This is a genomic window from Tardiphaga sp. 841_E9_N1_2, from assembly GCF_051811065.1.
Lineage (GTDB): Bacteria > Pseudomonadota > Alphaproteobacteria > Rhizobiales > Xanthobacteraceae > Tardiphaga > Tardiphaga robiniae.
The window spans coordinates 3,121,660-3,137,232 of record NZ_JBPWQC010000001.1 but is presented as its reverse complement, the minus strand read 5'-3'; the positions used below and the strand labels follow the sequence as shown (position 1 = coordinate 3,137,232).

The following is a 15,573-nucleotide window of genomic DNA, read 5'->3' as shown; positions in this document are numbered from 1 at the left end:
TGCCGTCACAACATCAGTAATGGTCCAAAGATCGTGGTCCGCGGGAGGGGCCCATACGGCAGAAATCATTTTTAAGTCAAGGCGTTCTGCGCTGGAGTTAATTAACCTCTAGCCAATCCCCGGCATTGATGTAGTTCACCTTCAGCGCCGCGAAGCTCGCGCGCAGGCAACGAAATAATGAGTTGAGCCGCGTCTAAGCAAGAATTACTCGATTAGAGGGTTCACCAGATCGCGCCCGTCAGCAGTGGCGAATCCACGCGGCAACGAAAGGCAACTCGTCGTCTTACAACACCCGACCGGCGAAACGGCCGGTCTTGGCGCAAGGCCATTGTGAGGTTGAGGGCCTTGCTGTGTGTGACCTCCAGCCCGCATGTGGCTCGCGTAGACGGCTTGCTTCAGGTTTCGCCCACAGGCGTCATACGCGCCATCGAACGGCTTGGCCTAATAAATCCAAGCGAAATCTAAAGCCCCCGTCGTCCGCCTTAGCCGCTGTTCAGTACAAGACTTGCGGCAGCCAAGGTTAGCGAGAAGATCGGCGCATTCAATTCGATCTACTACGTTCCACCTAACTCACGCGACCTCACGTCGATAGGCAGCTCCAGATCCGCGAGCACCCATCCAATGCGGCATCGCTGCACCGTCGCGGTGGCTGCCGCCGACGCTGCCGGCGGCCACCGCGATCACCGCGCCCAGCAATATGGCCGCCGCGACGGAGAAGGCCAGGATCACTGAACTCCGTCGAGATTTGGCTATCGACGCTTGAGAGGTTGCAATCGCGGCATCGACCCGTTTTTCCGCCTCTGCGCCGGCGAGACCGGTGTTCGCGGCAACGAGTTGAGCAAGATAAGATCGATCCTCGCTGCTCATTCCCGAGTGGCTCGACGAGGTCAAGAGAATTCTTCCCGCCTCCGCACGTTCCTGCAGAAGGTCTACGTTTGCGGCGCGACGCAAGGGCCTGAACAGGCGGTCGATCTCGTAGCTTAGCAAAGGCTCCGCAGCGCTGGTGCGTGCTGACGATGAGTTACTGTTCGGCCGCGTTAGTGTCGCGCTTCCAATGAAGGCCGCAAGCGCTACGCCGAGAACAACGGCAAGCGCCCACGCAGCGAGTCCATGTAGACCATCGCGCTGTTCAATTTCGGCGGTATCCAAAGCAGCCAGACCGACATTTGTCCGCCCTGCAATATAGCCTCCCACTCCGAAACTCAGCGCGGCTTGGAGAATGAGATAAAGTCCCGACAATATCCAAAGCGCAGCGGAGGCGTCCCGCCAAGTCGGAGCCGTCGATGAAACGCCAAGTCCGATCGTTACGCCAAAGGCCAGCAGAATTGACGAAAGCGCGGTCGCTATGAGGGCACCGAGGATTACGGGCGTCCAGCTCAAATACCTTGAGGGGACTTCAACGGAAGCTGCGCCAGGTTCAATCGATTCAACCATCTCAGCGCAACCCGAAGAATGACAACACGGCCAAGATGACGACGATTAATCCCACCAGATAAATCAAACCATTCATCGTTCTTCTCCTCGTTTTGTTACCGTCAGAGCCTGCAGTCCTCACCGCTGTATTCAAAAGCATCGCTCGGCCGTCTGCTGCATGAATCGACTTTTTTGCCCTGCGTTTTCAAACTCTCGAATATTGCTTATTGTTCCCGACGCGTTGAGGCTCGCGGCCTTAAGTGACGGTGGCTCTACCTGCCGCCAGGGGCTGCGGCGCATCCTCATCGCTCGCTTGTGTCTTCTCGGCCTCCAACGTATTCCCCAACCGGGAAAAAGATGATTGTGGCCGAAGGCGCCCGTCGGGATGGCCTTCGGGCGGTAAAAACGACCTCGCGTCCAAACGGCGAATAGGCCTGCTAGCTCCTTGATTGATCGTTCGCGGCGGTCCTTAGCCTCCAGCACCACGGCGGCGCTTCCGGGCCGTCGAGGAGCAAAACGATGAGCTACCATCTTTCAAATGGATGCCCAGTCCGGGCTGCGGGACAAAAATGTACTGATCTATTGAACGTCAATTTACGGCGACACACCGCGCGCTTCTCCGCTATGGCCGACGTTTCGGGAAGAACTGGCAACTTTCGCCGTCGTGCTGAGTTGGCACCGACTGTAAGCAATCGCCGGAGCGAGAATGGTTGACGAAGTGGCGGTGAGAAGGGCGGCAGAGACAGCATGGACGGTGTACAGGGCGGCGCATCCCGACGTCGATACACAGGACAGCCGCCGCTGCCTGCTGGAGCGCTATCTGCACAGGAGTGGTGAAACGCGAGAAAGCGATACCGAAGAACTCGCCAGCTTCGGCATAGCGCACCTGCGCCGGCTTCCCCAAGACGAATGTTGACGGGCATGAAAATGCTCGCTGGATGGGCTCAAGGAAGCACAAGGCCGAATTGGACACTGCTCGCGATTTCATTCCTCATTTCCGCGACCATCGTGACAGTCCTGCGGTTCGTGTTCGGAGGCTAGCCGATGCGGATTGACCAACTTGCTTCGTTGTAGGTTGCGGCGAACTTGACACCCCGGCCCGTGAACGGGTCGGCAGGATGCCGAGCGTCGTCTAGTCCTGAGCCGGCGCATGGACATGCCGACGACGAAAGTTACGATGAGGGGGATTGCGAAGCCAGGACGGAACCCGCATCATCCGTCCATCAGGACCCGGCGGCGTCCGCGGCTTCGCGAGCTTTCTCGCCCATGCGTTGCACAGTCCTTTCACCGACCTTCTCGGCAGCAGCGCGTGCCTCGCACTTGGTCCGGATATCCTCTAATTCCTCGTCGGTCAGATGCTCGATGCCGACGAATGAGTTATGAGCGGCACTCGTTCGGATGAGTTCGTCTAGCTTCACCTGAATGGCGGCGCTGTCTCGGTTCTGAGAGTTCTGGATGAGAAAGACCATCAAGAACGTCACAATCGTCGTCCCCGTGTTGATGACAAGCTGCCACGTGTCCGAGTAACCGAACAGAGGACCGGTCACGGCCCAGATGATCACGACGGCGGCTGCGACGATGAACGTCGTGGCTCGACCCGCGAGTTGAGAAGTCTTGTTAGCAAGGTCTCCAAAAAAGCGGGAAAATCCGCTGCGACGTTCGTTGTTTGACACTATTGAATCCATTTGCCGGTGCGACCTTCCACAACATGCCGTGCAAATTCAAGGCGATGGTAATTTATTGCTCGAGCGCTCGGGCACGCCAGGCGCGACATTTCTTGGCACCCATGGATAACGTGACGCTCAATAGCCCAACAATCATTACGCGCAAACGCTGTAGCAAGCTCACCAGGTCAAGGGTAGTTGCTCGGAATCCTCACGTTGCATCACTTGTGGCCTTGAAATGCGCCGGCTTGCATAGTGCGGCGTCTGGCGCATCTTACGCCGGCGGGGCGTTTCTGTGACTTGGCGGAACTCAGTTGGCTTGCGCTCGGCGGTGTTTGTAGAGGCGAGGATAGGTGTCGGCTTCGCCGGCTCGACAGCAGCCGGTTGTAGGTGAACTTGACGCGGAGCGGATCCGCCGCCTTCGCCGCGCAGGCATTCTTCGGAGTAGTATGGCCAGTTTTGCTTTTCGCACACGCTATCGGCAGCAGTTTGCGAAACCCGTGCGGCGTCTTGGTCCATAGGCGCTCTGCCTAATGCGATTAGCGCGTCAGAAGCTCCTGCGGGGGCATTAGGCACCGCGGAGCCCTGGGTCGCAAATGCTAACGTGATGGAACCAGCGAAAATTATTAAGCCAGCTGCACGTCGATCGAATGTCTTTAGAAAAGTCATGCGGATAACCTTGTCAGAAAAGGAGGAGGTGGCCCATGCGGGCCACTTCCTAGGATCAATCCCAACGATGACGGCGCTGCTTAATCACTACCACCCGGTCGCGATTGCGCCAGCCGCGGTGCCATCCATGATCGCGGCGATATTCCGCGCGAGGGCCGCGGTAGCCGCGGTCATAGTCGCGGGACATTCCGTGATCCTCGCCGATGCGAACGCGCACGTCCTGCGCACTTGCAAAGGTCGGGGTAGTTATGGTCGCCACGACGGCAGCGGCAAATGCGTAAGTTGATAACTTCATCTTCAAGCTCCCTTGTTCAACCGAGACGCCAACGGGATAAAGTGGCAATCGTTCCGCTGTAGCTGCATTGATCCGCACAAGGCCAAAAAAAACTGCCCGCGGATGTGGACCCGGGGCAGTAGAGTGAACGAGGAACGAGTGTCTAGCGCCACAAGGCGGCGCCGGGCCTAACCTTCGATGATGTAGACGATCTCATGCGTCTGCGGTCGAAGGATAACGTAACGACCATTGACCAGAATGAAGTCGTATCCGCGCCATTCTGGATAGATTTCGATCACTCGCGTTGGGAGCGGGTGCACGCGCACTGTAGACGGTACCGTCACGCCTACTGAGATGTTGAAGTTCACATTGCGAACTTCCTCGACCTTTTCTTGCCGGATCGCACTAGTGATCTGCGTGCGCTTTTCAGCAGGAAGGGCAACGGTTGCAGACGTCGCGGCATTGCCCGTCGTAGACGCGGAGCCGGCCTTGCCGTCGCCGGTCTTAGCGTCAGTGGCAGCCTTGGTATCAGTTGTCGACTTGGTGTCCGTCGCGGACTTCGCGCCCTTTGTGTCGGTGCGCTCTTGCGCAGAGGTCCCGGCTTTATCCGACGGAGCGACGGCAGGCTTATCCTGGGCGGTCGTTGCTGGTTTGGTAGGCGCGGCTTTCTGGTCGGAGGCGGCCTTGGCATCAGGTGCAGACCTGGAATCGGTCATCGACTTGCCGTCACTTGCCGTCCCCTTTGCAGCGGGCATGTTGGTCGAAGGAGCCTCGCCGGCCCGCGGTGCTGATGCGGCAGGTGCATCGCCGCCCTTTGATCCGCTCGCGCCGCCGCCCTGCGCCAGAGCGAAAGCAGTCGTGGCAATCAAGGCAATGGCCGCAGCCGATCCCATCAATCTCCTATTCATTTTATGACCTCCACTGTCGAGACCGCTCATTCGGTCTTGCGCAACAGCAGCGAAAGCAGTTTCTTGGTTCCGTTCTTGGATGACGATTCCGGGTAAAAGAAGCAATACGGGCGGCGCCATATTCCAAAAAGATGCGCTGATGCCAGCTGTTGTCTTCGTAACGCCGAGCTCAGGAACCCATCGCAGCCCGGGAATTTGTGTCAACGGCCGCATGGTGCGGTCAAAGGAGAGCAATATGAAACGGATGATAATCGCCGGGGTCGCGGCCCTTTTGCTGACGGCGGGAAGTGGAGCGGCCGTGGCCGCTATGCCGCTAGCGCCGATGACAGCTTCGGGCGATGCGATCGAGATAAAGGGCGGCCACGGTCATGGTCATGGCCACATGCATCGTGGTGGACGCGGACATCATTACGGCTGGTCCCGCGGGCGCGGGCATCATTACGGCTGGAGCCGCGGCCGCGGTCATCGTCATCATTGGTGATAAGTCCGGCGGACGCGATTAAGCGTCCGCCACTCGTTCCGCGCCTGGCGCTGTTGTTGCGCTGCGCCCACGCACGCAATGCAGCAGCGTTTCCGCAATTTCGCGCGGATCCGGCGACAGGCGTCGCGCCTCCCTAAGACTGTGGCGGCACTTTCTCCCATGTCATAGGAACGCTAGCCACTTGTCGATCCACGTCCTTAGGCTTTAAGCCTGCGGCTGATGGGAGCTGTGCCGAAAGAAGCGGCCAAGACTTGATCGTGAAGAACTCTAATTTAAGCCCATCTCGACGGCTATACGGATAAGATCGGAGTGGTTCCGTGCGCCCAGCTTCTGCTTCAGTAGGGACGTGGTATTTGCTACCGTCTTGTAGGAGATGCCGAGCGCGTCGGCGACCTCAACGATCTTGTCGCCCCGGCCGAGGAGCCGAAGAATTTCCAGTTCCCGGGCCGACATGCTGGTGGCCGGATTTGCCCGGATAGCAGCGCCTGAGAACGTTACTGTCTTGGCGAGATGCGGAGAAATGAAGTTCTCACCCGCGGCCACTTTGCGTACTGCCTTGATGAGCAGGCGCGGATCGTCGCCCTTAGAGACATAGCCTTGGGCACCGAGCTCGATGGCTCGGACTACAAAGGCTGGATCGTCATTCATGCTGAACATGATAATACGCGCGTCGGGATCATCCTTGCGGATACGACGCATCAACTCGAAGCCGGAAAGATCCGGCAGATTGATGTCGATGATCGTCACGTCGGGTCGTTTAGATAGATAGGCGCGGTGCCCCGATTTCTCATCGACCGCCTCATCGATGGATATTGTAGGGTCCGACGCAAACAGCGAACGGCAGCCCGACACCACGACGGGGTGGTCATCGACAATCAGGAGCTTCACAGGCTGTGCCATCGGCGGGACAATCTCGCAATTATGCTATGCATATTGGATTTCAACGCTTTGACCAGAGGAATGGTGCCGGGTTGACCAATTTAATGATTCCAATGTGGACGACTTTGTCGCTGCGTGCACGCATTTGCGTGCTGCTGGGCGGCATGTTTCTGAGCGCCCTGATTGCCGGCCTCGCTTTGCTATGGATTTTCTCCTCGGATCAAATTTTGGAGGAAAACGAGCCATCGGCGCGGTCGGCGATCACCGTCGCGGCGGGTTTGAACGCCGCTCTCGCGGCCTCCACAAGACCCGACGCAATCCTCGCGGCGTTCGTCGATCAGCTCGGTTCGACACCTGCGGATGCGATCCGGTTTCGCCGTGATGGCGAGGTGCATGCACCGGAGCAGGGCAAGACGTCCGGCAGGGTCCCGGAATGGTTCGTGAAAGCGCTGTTCGTGCCTGACCTTGCGCAGCATATTCCCGTCCTGGTCCAAGGTCGCCGGGTCGGCGATCTTATTTTCGAACCAGATCTCTCTGCGCAGATCTACGAGAAATGGATCGGCTTTCTCTCGCTTCTCGGGTCACTCGTCGGCATGGCATTGCTTGCCGGCCTCTTGTCGTTTGTGACGATTGGCGCAGCGCTGCAGCCCTTACGCGATCTCGCTGAGGGGCTGGCACGGCTCCGCACTGGTGACTTCTCGAAGAAAGTCGATTGTTCCGGCCCCCCTGAAGTTCGGGAAAGCTGCTTGTCCGTGAACGAGCTTGCTTTGACTCTCGGTCGCCTCAGTTCAGAGAACCGAAGTCTATTACGAAAGATGATCTCCATCCAAGATGAGGAGCGACGTGACATCTCGCGTGAGTTGCACGATGAACTTGGTCCACTTCTGTTTGCTATCCGGGCTAACGTTACTGCTATGATCGACGACCGCGGCAGCGGCACCAACCGGTCTATGGGAGAGGAGCGCGTGCTGCAGGCGGTAGAGGCTTTGCAAATCGCCAACCGCCGCATTCTTGAGCGGCTGCGACCAATGCTCATCGAAGAGCTGGGTCTCGATGCTAGCATCCAAAAGCTTTTGCGTGACGTACACACGCAGGTGCCTGAAATGGCCGTGACATTCGAGATCGATCCCCGGATCGTCACGGCGGACAGTGTGGTCGCTCAGACCGTATACCGTTTGCTGCAGGAAGGCATCACCAACGTCCTGAAACATGCCGGTGCGTCTAAGATGAGCGTGAAGACCGAGGTGACGAACGAAGCTATTCTGGTCGAGGTTGCCGATAATGGTGCGAGGGCGCCCCTAGAGCCGAAATTCGGCCGGGGCCTGACGGGGATGCAGGAGCGCCTCCGCGCCTTAGAAGGAAAGTTTGACTACATCCGTGCCGACGGATGGACAACAATCCGGTGTAGCCTACCGCTGGCAGCGCCGGATTAGGTTGGACCGGCCGTCTTTGCCATCGGCGTGATCTCAAAACCGGCCAGCGAGAGAGCCGTGATCACTACCTTTGCAACGCAGGTCGCTTGCTCGCTCGTTATCGGCAATTTTTCTCCGTTGCGGTTCTCGATAGCACAAGTGCTAATAGCCTCGGCTATGATCGTCATTAGCTGGAAGTCATCCACCTCTAGCAACTCCTGAACAAAGCAACGACCTGCTTAAGTCTCTAGGAACGGCACGTTGAATAGACAGGGCTTGGGGCCTCCGATCTATTATTTGACGATGCGAAACGCCGCGTCCCGGGCACGTGGCGGGTCTTCCGGCTGACGATGATGCGCCATGCTGCGCAGTGAATCGGTGGGCCTCCAGCCCTTTGCGGAGGAGCTTTTTGTCGGAGAGCTGTCGCTTTCGCCGATGGCAAATAGAACTCCCAGCAGTACGGCGCCGACCCACACGAAATATTGAAATATGGGCAAGATGATCCTCCCACAAAGACGCGTCGAACTGGTCGAGGCGGCCCTTTCGGCCCGCCTCGAAAAGCGCGCTTAGTCGATCACTTCGACAATACGATGGGTGCCCGGGTCGACCAGTACGGTCCGATCGTTGACCACCGTGTAGCGATAGGCAGTGGAACCGTACTCTCGCGGAACTTCATAATAGGTGACGCCGCTGTCGGGCAATACGGCACCGACGCGTAGCTCGCGGTCATACCGGTATGACGGGTGACGACGCTCGGTGACGTAGCTGTGGAAGCGGGGACGGTTGGCCTCGGAAATGCCGCCTGCCGTGGCGCCGGCGGCAGCGCCAACGGCGGCACCGACAGGGCCGCCGACGGCGCCACCGACGATTGCGCCGCCGACGGCTCCGCCCGCCGCTCCATTCTGAGCGAGGGCAGGCGAGAAGTAGGCCAGCGAAGCGATTGCAATGGCAGCCGTGGAAATGAATTTCATGATCGTCCTCCTGGTGTGTTGGCGGAGTGAAAACTGCCAACGCTTAAGGTCGTTCCGTCGAATTGCCGCTTTATCCCGACATTTTCCATCGCCGTGTGGAAGGCGGGGAAACGGCTTCTAACCGAGTGATCGAGGACCGCGCGCCACGTTTGTACCCGTTAGTACATTGACTTATATGACCTATCATAACTATTGGATGTGATTCAGAAAGCGTGGTGCTGACTATTATGAGCCCTGGCGGAAATAGACGAGCGGGAAATCCTGGTATCTCGATTGCTGCCGAGGAGGAAGACAGCTGCATATAGAGCGCGGGGATTTGGACGCGCATCCGGCGTCGGAGGAATTGTTTGTCGACATCGCCGAGGCGGCTGACGCTCCATGCCGGGATTGACCGCTATGAGCTGGTGGAAGGTCAGATTTTCTGACGTTAGAAAATAGTGGGATCGATAGCCGACTAATGCATGACCGAACTATAAACAGAAATCCTAGGCGCGAAATGAACACAGACAATGGTGCGGACGAACACGTCATCTACCAAACGAGATTTCAGGGAAGGGTACTGGATTTCCGCGGGCGTCCCGTTTTCCTGAGATACGACTGCTGTGAGTTCGTCAAATGCCAGATACTGCTCGATGAGGGGACCACCAGCGTCGCTTTCACGTACTGCACGTTCGAAGATTGCAACATCGATGCAATCCAAGCCGACGAGCATCGAGGCGTGGTCGCTCGCGATAATATTTTCAAGCCGCCAATAGAAGATCGCAGGCTTAACTTAGAACGACGCTTAGCGTTGGCGCTCGCTGCGAGGGATGTGTCACGCGGACGGAGGTTCCCTTAATCGATCGATGTGCTCCTGAAATTGCAACAGAGGCGTGATGCCCACTCGATTAGCATTCGGCAACGGGACCCATTGAGTGATCGATTCATGCGTGTCCCGCTTTCCGCTACGCGCGAAGGCTGGCACTGCCATTCGCTAAGGCTCGAGCCGCGCCGACATGTGCTGCAAGCGCGAGACGTCGTGGAGCGCTGGACATGCGATTGCGCATCCTTGCGATTAGTCGCGTCGACTCTCGCTAATCGGAACCGCGATACCGTGACCGGTCGGCACAAGCACCCGTCACCGATCGAAGTGACGGGTGCTGACGCGCGTCAGTTCTCTGTGCAGACCTTCATGGTCTTCATGCCGGTTTCGGCTTCCGTTCTGGTCTTGAACGTTCCGTTGTCGACAATCGTCGTTGTCGTGGTCGTTGGCTTCTTATCAACGATCGTGCACTTCTTGGTGGTGGCATCGCGCACCACGTAGTAGTCGCTGGAAACCGTCGTCGTTTGAGCGAAGGCCGAGGTACAAGCGAAAGCAGCTAGCGTTCCGGCGAGATAAAGTGTTTTCATGGTGTATCCTCCAATTGCAAAATTTGCGAGACGCAAACGCGTCAATCAATCCGCGCAATTGCCGAAAGTTCCCGATCATGGTGTGGCGGTGGGTCAAACACAGGCACGCAAGCCGGCCATATGATCCGCCGTTACGGGAAAGAATGGCATAAGCAAGGGATGTCGCGCCGCTATCGTAGGTCCAGGCCTTTTTTCGGCAATCAATGGAACGCGTCAGCTAACAGCTTGTTGGAGGATCCCAAACACCAACCTATGAGGGACCTATGAAACGCGTTTCGACTATCTGTGTCGCCGCTCTCCTGATCTCGGGAGTAGCCCATGCCCAGAGCCCGGCGGCAAAAGATCGTCCGGGCAACAATGCCGTCAACAGCGAGCAGAAGAACTCCAATGCGCCGGTCGCCGGACGCAACTCCTTCACCGAGGGGCAGGCCAAGAGTGCCATCGAAAAGGCTGGCTACACGAACGTCACCGAACTGAAAAAAGACGACAACGGCGTATGGCGCGGCAAAGCGACCAAGGGTGGCTCGACCAGTGCGATCAGCGTCGATTTCCAGGGCAACGTCAACGCAGCAAAGTAACCGGAAGGTAATCTCATGACCGTGACCATTTCACGTTTGTACGACTCGTATACGGAAGCGCAGAAAGCTGTCGGAAGCCTTGAGGCCGCCGGCGTTCCTCATGGGGACATCAGTATCGTGGCCAACAACTCCGAGGGCTGGTTCGACGGCAAGAAGGACCGCGACGGTGATGGCGTCGATGATCGCGCCGAAGCAGCCGGCACCGGTGCGGGAATCGGTGCAGGGATCGGCGGCGCTGCGGGCCTTCTAGCCGGACTAGGGCTGCTTGCAATTCCTGGCCTTGGACCAGTTGTCGCGGCAGGATGGCTTGCCGCCACGGCAGTCGGCGCTGCCGCCGGAGCAGCAACCGGCGGCATTGTTGGTGCTCTGACCGAGGCTGGCGTCTCCAAGGAAGATGCACCGCTTTACGCGGAAGGCGTTCGCCGCGGCGGCACGTTGGTCTCGGCAAAGGTCAGCGAGGCCGATCGCGCGCGCCTCGAGGCGCTGATGAGCCCATCGTCAGTCAATCTCAATGATCGCCGTGTGGCCTGGGAGAAGTCGGGCTGGAGCGGGTATGACCCGGCAAGCCCGCCCTACGATGCGGGGCAGGTGCGCAAGGAGCGAGAATTGTACGGTCGTTCCCGATAACAACGATGGCCCGCTTCGGCGGGCCATTTTTTTCACCGGAGGTCAAGCTCAGCAGTCAGGGCGGAGTGGTGTGGCGTGTCAGGCGGCCGAGCGAGAAACCGGGCTACGCGACGGGGAATTATGAACAACCGGCGGGATAAATTGGCAGCACTAATGCGGATCAATGCAGCATCGTCGAAGCGCTGCGTCCGTCGTTGAAAGCTGATCTTGAGGGTTTTCGTGAGTCATCCGGCAGGGGGCGTATTGGCTGCCGCATTGAATGGTGACTTAGCGCCGTCGCACGGCGTGGACCGAGTGATTCAACGTCTATCGACAACCGGACAGCGCTATTTTTACTCGTTCTATGGTCAGTTCGCGCGCCGTCGACTGGCATTTGACACCGGCCGAGCGCGGGTTGGGAAACGCCAGCGTTTAGTGAGCTAGAGTCGGGAAACACCGGCAATCAAGGCAAGCGCAGAGCGCTGAATGTTCCAGCTCGCGGAACTCGATGGTGCAGCGCGTGTTATTGCCTATCACTCTGGCGTTTGGAGACACCTTGAACCGCAGACAACTTCTCGGCGCTTCGGCCGCTTTGCCATTGATGACGATTATCCCGCGCAGCGCCCGCGCAGCTCCCGGGCCTGTGCCGTTCGACGCCGCCGTGGTGCGGCAAATGGCGCGGGAAGCCGCCGCCAAGGCGTTCAAGGCGCCAGACAACAAGCTGCCAGACTCCCTCAAGGATCTGGACTACGACCGATACCGCGCGCTGCGCTTTAATCCGGAGAAGGCTTTGTGGCGCGGCGAGAAGCTGCCCTTCGAGGTGCAGTTCTTTCATCGTGGCTCGTTCTACACCAATCGCGTCGATATCTATGAAGTGGCCAATGGCCAGGCGACCCAAGTCCCTTATCAACCTGAGCATTTCTCCTTTGGCGCTACGCCGCCCCCGCCGGCCGGCGCCGACTTAGGCTTCGGCGGCTTCCGGCTGCATGCCCCGATCAACAAGCCCGATTACTATGACGAGGTCTGCGTTTTTCTCGGCGCCAGCTATTTCCGCGCGGTGGCCAAAGGCCAAGTATACGGCTTGTCCGCGCGGGGCCTGTCCATCAACACCGGCGAGGCGGCCGGCGAGGAATTCCCACAGTTCAAGTCCTTCTGGATCGAGAAGCCGGCGTCCAACGCCAACTCGATCGTAGTGCATGCGTTGCTCGACAGTGAAAGTGCCGCGGCCGCCTATCGGTTCACCATCCGGCCAGGCGATACGACCATTTTCGATGTAGAAATGGTCATTTACCCGCGGGTGGAAATAAAAAACACTGGCCTCGCGGCGATCACGAGCATGTTCTTCTTCGGTCCGAACGACCGTAAGGAAGTGGACGATTTCCGCCCTGCCGTGCACGATTCCGACGGTCTGGCAATTTTCAACGGGCGAGGCGAGCAGCTCTGGCGACCCCTGCATAACCCGCGCGATCTGCAGATCAGCTCTTTCGGAGACCGAAATCCGCGCGGCTTTGGACTGATGCAACGGCAGAAGGACTTCTCCGACTACCAGGATCTCGAATCAAGTTTCGAACGGCGCCCCAGTCTCTGGGTGGAGCCGATTGGCGATTGGGGCGAGGGATCGGTGCAACTGCTGGAAATTCCAACCAAGGAAGAGATTCACGACAATATCGGTACCTTTTGGCGTCCGAAAAACCCGCTTCCAGCAAAGGGCGAGCTCGCGTTTACCTACCGCCTGCATTGGGGGCCCGATCAACCGAAGCCGTCGGCGCTGGCGATCTTTTCACGCAGCGGCATCGGTGCGCGCGGGGACGATACCAAGCTATTTGTGCTCGATCTGATTGGCGACAAGCTCAAATCCATCGATCCCACCAAGATCAAAGGTGTTGTCACGGCCGAAAAGGCTGAAATCCGCAATATCGTAACACAGCGGAATCCGCAAAACGGCGGCTGGCGCCTGAGTTTCGAGATGCCGGTCAAGAGTAAGGCGCCGGTCGAATTGCGCGCTTCTTTGATGCAGGACGATCAGGCGATCTCCGAAGTTTGGGTCTATCGATGGACACCATGAATGTGAAGAAACAAATGCCGTTGGTTACCGTGCCTGCGGCTACGTTGCCGGCCGGCGCGGGCGAGAGGTTTCTACCGCCAGAGATGCCGTTGACGATGATATCGGATGGGCTCGCAGGGCCAGCTTCCTCCCAACGACGCGCGCAGTTCAGGCCCATGCCGACTGTTCTGCGGCGCGCTTACATCCTCCTCGGCACCGTGGCCCTGACCGCGGCCGGCGGCTACGAGATGTTCGAGGTGCTGAAGGTCGGCGGCGTGACCATCCTCGAAGGCATGGTACTGGCGCTCTTCGTACTGCTGTTCGCCTGGGTCGCGTTCTCGTTCATGTCGGCACTGGCCGGCTTCGTCCTACTGTTGATGCGCGCACGGGATCCGCTCGCCATAGAACCGCTTACGCCACTTGCGATGATCTCAAGCCGCAACGCGATGCTGTTACCGACCTATAACGAAGATCCCCATCAGATCACGGCGCGGTTGCGGGCGATGTGGGAATCTATATCGGAGACCGGTTACGCCGCGCAGTTCGACTGGTACGTGCTGAGTGACAGCACTGACCCTGCAATCTGGGTGGCCGAGGAAAAAGCCATTTTGAAACTGCGCCGCGAGACTGCCAGCGATCGCATCTTTTATCGCCATAGGATGCGCAACACCGCGCGCAAATCGGGAAATATTGAGGATTGGGTCAAGCGGTTCGGCGCTGGGTATGATCACATGATCATCCTGGACGCCGACAGCCTCATGACTGGTGACACGATCGTGCGCCTGGTCGCCGGCATGGAGCAGCATCCCGGCGTCGGTCTGATCCAGACGCTGCCTATCGTTGTCAATGCGCGGTCGCTATTCGCACGGATGCAGCAATTCGCTGGCAGGCTTTACGGCCCGGTAATCGCCTCCGGAATCGCTTGGTGGCACGGCTCGGAAGGCAATTACTGGGGACACAACGCCATCATCCGCGTGCGCGCCTTTGCAGAACATGCCAGCCTGCCCGAACTTCCCGGGCGCAAGCCGTTCGGCGGCCATATTCTCAGCCATGACTTCATTGAAGCAGCTTTCATGCGGCGCGCCGGATGGGCGATCCACATGGCACCGAAACTGGGCGGCAGTTTCGAGGAATGTCCGCCGTCGCTCCTCGATTTTGCAGCGCGCGACCGCCGATGGTGTCAGGGCAATCTGCAGCACCTGGCTGTGCTGGCAGCGCCGCGGCTTCATTGGGTCTCGCGGTTGCATCTCCTGACCGGCATCGGTTCTTATTTAACTGCGCCGCTGTGGCTCATGTTTCTGGTGCTCGGGATTCTCATCTCGCTGCAGGCCCAGTTCGTGCGTCCGGAATATTTCGCAAAGGGATTTTCGCTGTTTCCGCAGTGGCCAGCCCAAGATCCGGTTCGCGCGGCCTGGGTCTTCGCCGGCACGATGGGTCTTCTGATCGTACCAAAACTGCTTGCCTACGTTTTGCTGCTCACCCAGGCCGAAAATCGAGCGCGGTTCGGCGGCGGCTTTCTTGCTTTGTCCGGCATCATCGTCGAGACTTTGCTGTCCGGCCTGATCGCGCCAGTGATGATGATCTTCCAATCGTCGGCGGTAGGCGAGATTCTGCTTGGTCGGGATGCCGGCTGGCAGGTCCAGCGCCGCGACGACGGCGTCGTCCCGATCCGCGAAGTGGTCAGAAAGTACGCGGTACCGACCGTGTTCGGTGTACTGATGGCGATTAGCGCTTATGCGGTGTCGCTACCGCTATTCCTGTGGATGACGCCGGTAATCGTAGGTCTGTGGCTGTCGATGCCGCTGGCCATCGTGTCGTCGCGCGCTCTGCAGCCAGGCCAGCACGCCGGCTTATTCGGAACTCCCGAACAGAATCTACCGCCGAAAGTACTGATTCGCGCAAAAGAGTTGGCCTTGGCGGCACCGATCTACGGCGCAAGCTCGCTGCACGAATTGCGTAAGGACATGGATCTGTGCGCGGCCCATTTGAGATCGCTGGTTGATGAGCCACGCAGCCGTGGCCAGATCGATTCCGACCTCGCCATCGCGCGAGCAAAAATTGTAGAAGCTGAGGATTTTGACGAAGCCGTCAGTTTTTTCAGTACGCGCGAGACTTTTGCGGCGCTGAACAGTCGGGTCGCGCTTCAGCAATTGGCTGCACTGCCCGATAAGGCACACGCCACGAAGTCTGAGTAGGACCTGCCAAAATATAATACGGAAAAGTGCGCGAGCCCCCATATGACAGCCATCGCACCCGAGGTTTCGGCCTTTGTAATGACATTGCGA

General features: G+C 58.5%; 15 protein-coding genes. 7 read left to right on the top strand and 8 right to left on the bottom strand.

Going from position 1 to position 15,573, the window contains the following annotated elements:
* Window positions 1-570: 570 nt before the first annotated feature.
* Window positions 571-1,434, bottom strand: coding sequence for a hypothetical protein (locus AB8A50_RS15140; RefSeq protein ID WP_120286805.1), 864 nt, complete (start codon window positions 1,432-1,434; stop codon window positions 571-573).
* A 685-nt stretch (window positions 1,435-2,119) separates the two neighbouring features.
* Between AB8A50_RS15140 and AB8A50_RS15135 the strand changes: the two genes are divergently transcribed.
* Window positions 2,120-2,329, top strand: a complete 210-nt coding sequence (locus AB8A50_RS15135) for a hypothetical protein (protein WP_120286804.1) — start codon at window positions 2,120-2,122, stop codon at window positions 2,327-2,329.
* A 307-nt stretch (window positions 2,330-2,636) separates the two neighbouring features.
* On the opposite strand, the gene AB8A50_RS15130 is transcribed toward AB8A50_RS15135, so the two are convergent.
* From AB8A50_RS15130 to AB8A50_RS15120, 3 genes are all read right to left on the bottom strand, one after another.
* Window positions 2,637-3,098: a low affinity iron permease family protein gene (locus AB8A50_RS15130; protein WP_068738758.1), complete on the bottom strand. Its 462-nt coding sequence runs from the start codon at window positions 3,096-3,098 to the stop codon at window positions 2,637-2,639.
* Between the two features lie 703 nt (window positions 3,099-3,801).
* Window positions 3,802-4,041: a hypothetical protein gene (locus AB8A50_RS15125; RefSeq protein WP_081422159.1), complete on the bottom strand. Its 240-nt coding sequence runs from the start codon at window positions 4,039-4,041 to the stop codon at window positions 3,802-3,804.
* Between the two features lie 167 nt (window positions 4,042-4,208).
* Window positions 4,209-5,141, bottom strand: coding sequence for a DUF1236 domain-containing protein (locus tag AB8A50_RS15120; protein ID WP_439078180.1), 933 nt, complete (start codon window positions 5,139-5,141; stop codon window positions 4,209-4,211).
* Window positions 5,142-5,302: 161 nt separating this feature from the next.
* Here AB8A50_RS15120 and AB8A50_RS15115 point away from each other — a divergent pair, with 161 nt between their 5' ends.
* On the top strand, window positions 5,303-5,431 hold the full coding sequence (locus AB8A50_RS15115; RefSeq protein ID WP_286144418.1) for a hypothetical protein: 129 nt from the start codon (window positions 5,303-5,305) through the stop codon (window positions 5,429-5,431).
* Window positions 5,432-5,676: 245 nt separating this feature from the next.
* Here the strand turns inward: AB8A50_RS15115 and AB8A50_RS15110 are convergent, their stop codons facing one another.
* A complete protein-coding gene (locus tag AB8A50_RS15110) occupies window positions 5,677-6,309 on the bottom strand; it encodes a response regulator transcription factor (protein ID WP_081422136.1) in 633 nt (210 codons plus the stop codon).
* Between the two features lie 71 nt (window positions 6,310-6,380).
* Here AB8A50_RS15110 and AB8A50_RS15105 point away from each other — a divergent pair, with 71 nt between their 5' ends.
* Window positions 6,381-7,721, top strand: a complete 1,341-nt coding sequence (locus tag AB8A50_RS15105) for an ATP-binding protein (RefSeq protein WP_158596707.1) — start codon at window positions 6,381-6,383, stop codon at window positions 7,719-7,721.
* Here the strand turns inward: AB8A50_RS15105 and AB8A50_RS15100 are convergent.
* From AB8A50_RS15100 to AB8A50_RS15090, 3 genes are all read right to left on the bottom strand, one after another.
* Window positions 7,718-7,906, bottom strand: a complete 189-nt coding sequence (locus tag AB8A50_RS15100; RefSeq protein WP_139069975.1) for a hypothetical protein — start codon at window positions 7,904-7,906, stop codon at window positions 7,718-7,720. The genes AB8A50_RS15105 and AB8A50_RS15100 overlap by 4 nt on opposite strands.
* Window positions 7,907-8,266: 360 nt before the next feature.
* Complete coding sequence (locus AB8A50_RS15095) at window positions 8,267-8,671, bottom strand: DUF1236 domain-containing protein (protein WP_068738747.1); 405 nt, start codon at window positions 8,669-8,671, stop codon at window positions 8,267-8,269.
* A gap of 1,149 nt (window positions 8,672-9,820) precedes the next feature.
* Window positions 9,821-10,060: a hypothetical protein gene (locus AB8A50_RS15090; RefSeq protein ID WP_068738743.1), complete on the bottom strand. Its 240-nt coding sequence runs from the start codon at window positions 10,058-10,060 to the stop codon at window positions 9,821-9,823.
* A gap of 263 nt (window positions 10,061-10,323) precedes the next feature.
* On the opposite strand from AB8A50_RS15090, the gene AB8A50_RS15085 reads away from it, so the two are divergent.
* The 4 genes from AB8A50_RS15085 to mdoH all read left to right on the top strand — a co-directional run bounded on the left by AB8A50_RS15085 (window position 10,324) and on the right by mdoH (window position 15,483).
* Window positions 10,324-10,638 carry a hypothetical protein gene (locus AB8A50_RS15085; RefSeq protein WP_068738741.1) on the top strand — a complete coding sequence of 105 codons (315 nt, stop codon included), beginning with the start codon at window positions 10,324-10,326 and terminating at the stop codon, window positions 10,636-10,638.
* 15 nt (window positions 10,639-10,653) lie between these two features.
* On the top strand, window positions 10,654-11,265 hold the full coding sequence (locus AB8A50_RS15080) for a hypothetical protein (protein WP_120286800.1): 612 nt from the start codon (window positions 10,654-10,656) through the stop codon (window positions 11,263-11,265).
* A 580-nt stretch (window positions 11,266-11,845) separates the two neighbouring features.
* Window positions 11,846-13,309, top strand: a complete 1,464-nt coding sequence (locus tag AB8A50_RS15075; RefSeq protein ID WP_309943909.1) for a glucan biosynthesis protein G — start codon at window positions 11,846-11,848, stop codon at window positions 13,307-13,309.
* A gap of 14 nt (window positions 13,310-13,323) precedes the next feature.
* The gene (gene mdoH / locus AB8A50_RS15070; protein WP_439065891.1) at window positions 13,324-15,483 is read left to right on the top strand and encodes a glucans biosynthesis glucosyltransferase MdoH; all 2,160 of its coding nucleotides are present in this window, start codon (window positions 13,324-13,326) and stop codon (window positions 15,481-15,483) included.
* Window positions 15,484-15,573: the final 90 nt, after the last annotated feature.